The organism is Arthrobacter sp. HMWF013 (genome assembly GCF_003061105.1).
Classification (GTDB): Bacteria; Actinomycetota; Actinomycetes; order Actinomycetales; family Micrococcaceae; genus Arthrobacter.
The window spans coordinates 1-4,651 of sequence record NZ_QAIQ01000230.1 but is presented as its reverse complement, the minus strand read 5'-3'; the positions used below and the strand labels follow the sequence as shown (position 1 = coordinate 4,651).

4 protein-coding genes and 1 pseudogene are annotated in these 4,651 nt (G+C 65.7%); all 5 read right to left on the bottom strand.

Features of this window, described 5'->3' with window-relative positions; all coding sequences use genetic code 11:
* A partial coding sequence (locus DBR22_RS09465) for an inositol monophosphatase family protein (protein ID WP_308810198.1) occupies positions 1 to 411 on the bottom strand: 411 nt, incomplete at its 3' end.
* Positions 408 to 2,654, bottom strand: a complete 2,247-nt coding sequence (ligA, locus tag DBR22_RS09460; RefSeq protein ID WP_258229116.1) for an NAD-dependent DNA ligase LigA — start codon at positions 2,652 to 2,654, stop codon at positions 408 to 410. The genes ligA and DBR22_RS09465, both read right to left, overlap by 4 nt.
* 176 nt (positions 2,655 to 2,830) lie before the next feature.
* Positions 2,831 to 3,094 (bottom strand): WXG100 family type VII secretion target, encoded by a 264-nt coding sequence (locus tag DBR22_RS09455; RefSeq protein ID WP_108598805.1) that lies wholly within the window; start codon positions 3,092 to 3,094, stop codon positions 2,831 to 2,833.
* A gap of 190 nt (positions 3,095 to 3,284) precedes the next feature.
* Entirely contained in the window at positions 3,285 to 3,878 is a 594-nt protein-coding gene (locus DBR22_RS09450) for a hypothetical protein (protein WP_108598804.1), read from the bottom strand.
* A gap of 122 nt (positions 3,879 to 4,000) precedes the next feature.
* Positions 4,001 to 4,651 (bottom strand): annotated as a pseudogene (locus DBR22_RS09445) (FtsK/SpoIIIE domain-containing protein); the annotation flags it as partial.

Genomic DNA, 4,651 nt, shown 5'->3' with positions numbered 1-4,651 from the left:
TCCCCGCGCAGCGCAGTAGATGCGGTTCAGCGCAGGTGCGTGTACGACGCCGGCCAGCCAGACGCCGTCGGGATCCGCCACTGCCACCGAGGTGGCGTAGTAAACGATGTCGCGGATGAAGTTGGTGGTGCCGTCCAGCGGGTCGATGGACCAGCGGTAGCCGCTGGGTTCCGTTGGGCGCGTGGTGCCATGTTCCTCGCCGGTGATGGTGTCCTGCGGCCTGGCAGCGGTGATCGCATTCCTCACCGCGTTCTCAGCGGCCACGTCGAAGGCTGTGACCCAGTCACCTGAGTCACCTTTGTTGCTGACTTCCAAAGCATCGCCGTTCCGTGAGGCCAGGACGGCGGCGCCCGCAGCAGCGGCGCGCCTGGCCACCCCAAGCAGCCCGGTGACGGGCTCCGGATGGTTCATTCGGCTTCCTGCTTCGTTTGGCTGGCTGCAGCTTCGCCGGCGTCAGCTGCATCTGCAGCGGCAGCCGGTCCGTTCGCCAGCAATTCCCGGAAACCGTCCTCGTCCAGCACGGGAACCCCCAATTGCTCGGCCTTGTCCAGTTTGGTCCCGGCGTTTTCACCGGCCACCACATAGCTGGTGTTTTTCGACACCGAACCGGCGGCTTTGCCTCCCCTGACCAGGATGGCTTCCTTGGCTTCGTCGCGGCTGAAGTTCGGCAGCGAGCCCGTCACCACGATGGTCAGGCCTTCGAGGGTGCGCGGTGTGGACTCATCACGTTCGTCCTCCATGCGGACCCCGGCTGCCGCCCAGTGGTCGATGATTTCCAGGTGCCAGTCCTCGGCGAACCATTCCTTGAGCGCTGCGGCGATGGTGGGACCCACCCCGTCCACATGGGCCAGGTCCTCCTCCGACGCATTCCGGATGGCATCCATGGTGCCGAAGGCCTGGGCAAGCGCCCGTGAGGCCCGGGGGCCAACGTGCCGGATGGAAAGCGCCACCAGCAGGCGCCAAAGCGGCTGGGCCTTGGCCTTTTCCAGTTCCTGGAACAGCTTCACGGTGGTGGCTGTCGGTTTTGACGGCGACTTGGCTGTGCCCTTGCTGTAGAAATACGGCACGAGTTCGAACTCGCCGGTTGCCACTCCCTTTGAGCGCTTCTCCCGGCGGATCCTGACGTTGGCCAGATCCTCGGGGGTGATATCGAACAGGGCTGCCTCGGTGGTCAGCGGCGGCACTTCCGGCTCTGCCGGCTGGGTGAGTGCGATGGCGGCCTCCCAGCCAAGGGCCTCGATATCGAACGCCCCGCGGCCGGCGAGGTGGAACACACGTTCCCGCAGCTGCGCCGGGCAGGACCTGGCGTTGGGGCAACGGATATCCACGTCCCCTTCCTTGCCTGGGGCAAGGGGGGTTCCACAGGAGGGGCATTCGGTGGGCATGACAAAGTCCCGCACCGGCGGATCCTGCTGATCGCGAAGTGCAAGCACGGGACCCACGATTTCGGGAATGACGTCGCCTGCCTTCCGCAGCACCACGATGTCGCCGATTTTCACGCCCTTGGCCTTGACCACGTCCTGGTTGTGAAGGGTTGCCATTCCTACTGTGGACCCTGCCACTTTGACGGGTTCCATGACGCCGAACGGGGTCACCCGGCCGGTGCGCCCCACGTTGACGGCGATGTCGAGCAGCTTGGTGTGGACCTCTTCGGGCGGGTACTTGTACGCGACGGCCCAGCGCGGCACGCGGGTGGTGTAACCCAGGGCGCGTTGGGTGGCCAGATCGTCAACCTTGACCACAATGCCGTCGATTTCGTGCATCAGGCTGTGCCGTTTATCGCCGTAGCGCTTGATGAAGGCCAGGATTTCCTGGAGGCTGCCAAGTACCTCGAAATACGGGCTGACGGGGAGGCCCCACTGCTGCATCACGGCGTAGGTCTCGGACTGGCTCCGGGTCTCCAGCCCTTCGCGTGCACCGATGCCGTGAACAAACATCTTCAACGGACGTTTCGCAGTTTCCGCGGGGTCCTTCTGCCGGAGGGAGCCTGCGGCGGCGTTCCGGGGGTTGGCCAGCGGCGCCTTGCCGGCCTCGATCAGGGCCTCATTAAATTCCGCGAACGCCTTGGACGGAATAAAGACCTCGCCCCGGACTTCCATTTCCGGCGGAAAGCCGGTCCCGGTCAGTTCCTGCGGGATTTCCTTGATGGTGAGCACATTGTGGGTGATGTCCTCCCCCGTGGTGCCATCCCCGCGTGTGGCTGCCCGGACCAGTTTGCCGTCGCGGTACAGCAGGCTGACGGCCAGGCCGTCGATCTTCAGTTCCGTCAGCCAGGCAGGCTGGCCGGCGCCGTTCCCGATTTTCGCGACGGATGCCTCGGCCTTGGTGATCCATGCCTCCAGCTCCTCGAGCGAGAACACATCTTCGAGGCTGTACATGCGCTGCAGATGTTCGACGGCGGCGAACGCGGCTGAGACTTCGCCGCCCACCTCCTGCGTGGGCGAGTCGTTGGACACCAGTTCCGGGTGGAGCGCCTCGATCTCCTCAAGGCGGCGGAAAAGTGTGTCGAATTCAGCATCCGAGACCAGGGGTTCGTCTTCCTGGTAGTACGCGAACCTGTATTTCCTGACCAGATCAGCGAGGTTTTCGTATTCCTCCCGCACTGACCCGGAGGGAACGGCGTCCTGCTCCGGAGAGTCCTGGGTGCTGGCGATGGTGTTCCCTGCGGTGCCTGATGCTGTGCTCACAAACCTATCTTGCCTTACTCCCGGCGGCTCCAGCCTTCACCGGCTGCATCGGCCCTTCCCGACGCCGGAGACAGGTTAAAGCCGAAGGGCCCGGACACTGTGCTGTGTCCGGGCCCTTGCGGTGAATGCTTGGGTGCTGCTGGCTAGCGTGAAGCCTGGTCCTGCTCGTTGGCGTTCTGGGTGGCCTTCTGGCCGGCGTCCTTCAGCGCCTGGATGACCTGGTTCAGCGCGCTGGTGTGGGTTCCGTGCCATTCGCTGCGGAAGTGCTTGGCGTCCGGGCCTTCCCACGTGGTGCTGTCCAGGAGGCGGGCCAGGTTGGTCCGCTGCTGCTCGATCTGGTCGGCACCGTTCTGCAGCTTGGTGCCGAGGGTCCTGAGCTGCTCTACATCTGCGCCCCAAATAGCCATCTGTTTTCTCCTCATTTTCTTGGATCCGAACGGTGTCGGCATCCCCAACGGCCTCCGGCTGATCCGGAAGATCCAGTACCTAGAACCTATCCCGGCCCCCAAACACTGTCGATGGGGACCGCTGCCCATACAGCCCTCCCCAGTGCACGAAGCGGGTCAGGGCAAGAGCGGGGCCCGTGTACGAGGCGGCTTAGTGCGAGGCGAACCGGTTCCGGCCCCACCAGGCGAACGCGAGGCCGGCAGCGCCCACCAGCAGCACCCCGGCCATGATGGCCAGCAGTCCGGCGCTGCCGAAGAGGCCGCCGCCGTCGTTCCGCGACACGGCTGCCGCCTGGGTAGGTGTGGCCGATTTAGTGATGGGTTTGTTCCAGTTCGATTCGGTGGAGGGTCCGGTGGCGGACGGCGAAACGCTGGCTGGGGTGCTGGTGGGAGAGGCCGACGCCGTCTCCTCAGTGGGCGTATCGCCGGGTTCCGGAGCGAGGGTGGGAACCGGAGCGGGGGCCGGCTCTGCGGTCACTGGTGCCGGCGCGGGCGCGGGCGGTGCCGGCGCGGGCGCCGGGGGCTCCTCGGTGGGCCTGGGATCCGGTTTCCCGGGGTTGCCGGGCGGCGTCTTCTGGTCATCGGCGTCGACGAGGACCATATCGCAGGCCAGCAGGCACGTGGGGGTTGGCTCACTCGTTTCGGCGTGCGCCGGAACCGCCGCCGAAAGCCCTACCGAGAGCGCCAGCACCGTTCCGGCCACCGACGCGGACACGTCGCGGAGCACAGAGGAGGATCGGGTCATGGGTTACCTTTTCGACGGCGCGCGGCCCCCACCGCGGCAAACTTGTGTTTCCCGTAGTCTGCTACAGCCGCCGCGGGGCCGCAAATCCCGCAGGATTCACGGCCCCGCCGGCGTAACCGCTGTCAGTCCCTGTTTTCAGGTGGCAAGGCGACCTGCAGTTTCCGGGCTTTGCCACGTCCCACGATGTAGCCGCGGCCTGGAATGAACTCCGGGCTGATCCTGCCCAACGACGTGTTCAGCAGGCTGTCGCCTTCGATGTCACCCGGGTTGAGCAGCAGGCCTCGGCGCCCCGATTTGAAGGGCTGCGACAAGGACCAGGCAGAGGACCAGGTGGAGGTTTCGGACTCGCCGACCACCCACTGATCAGCCTTGAGCGACGCCGTCACCAGCTGCGAGACGCCCGATTCGGCGATCGAATCGGTGAACTCGGTCAGGCCTTCGATGAAGATCGCCACCTTGCCGGGATTCCCGGTGGAGTGCTCAATCAGGTCCTCGACGACGTCGGCCAGATCGTCTGCCCCCACCACCGAACGGTTCCAGACCGGGAGGGATGCCACGGCGGAGCGGCGTGAACCGATGTAGACCAGTTCCGTGTCCGGGTTGGACCGGCGCAGGGCGTAGGCGAGGCTGACCAGCGCAACCGTCCGGCCTGCCCCGGGAGGCCCTGCCAGAAGCAGGGAACCCTGGGCCATGATCCCGGCCGGCTCGAGAGTTTCGTCGTCGACGCCGATAACCGGCAAATCCGGGCTTCCCGCGGGGAGCATGTCCAGGTC

What these genes read in the sequence shown, in the direction of transcription:
- DBR22_RS09455 (WP_108598805.1), bottom strand. Translation starts at nt 3,094, where the DNA reads ATGGCTATTTGGGGCGCAGATGTAGAGCAGCTCAGGACCCTCGGCACC.
- DBR22_RS09450 (WP_108598804.1), bottom strand. Translation starts at nt 3,878, where the DNA reads ATGACCCGATCCTCCTCTGTGCTCCGCGACGTGTCCGCGTCGGTGGCC.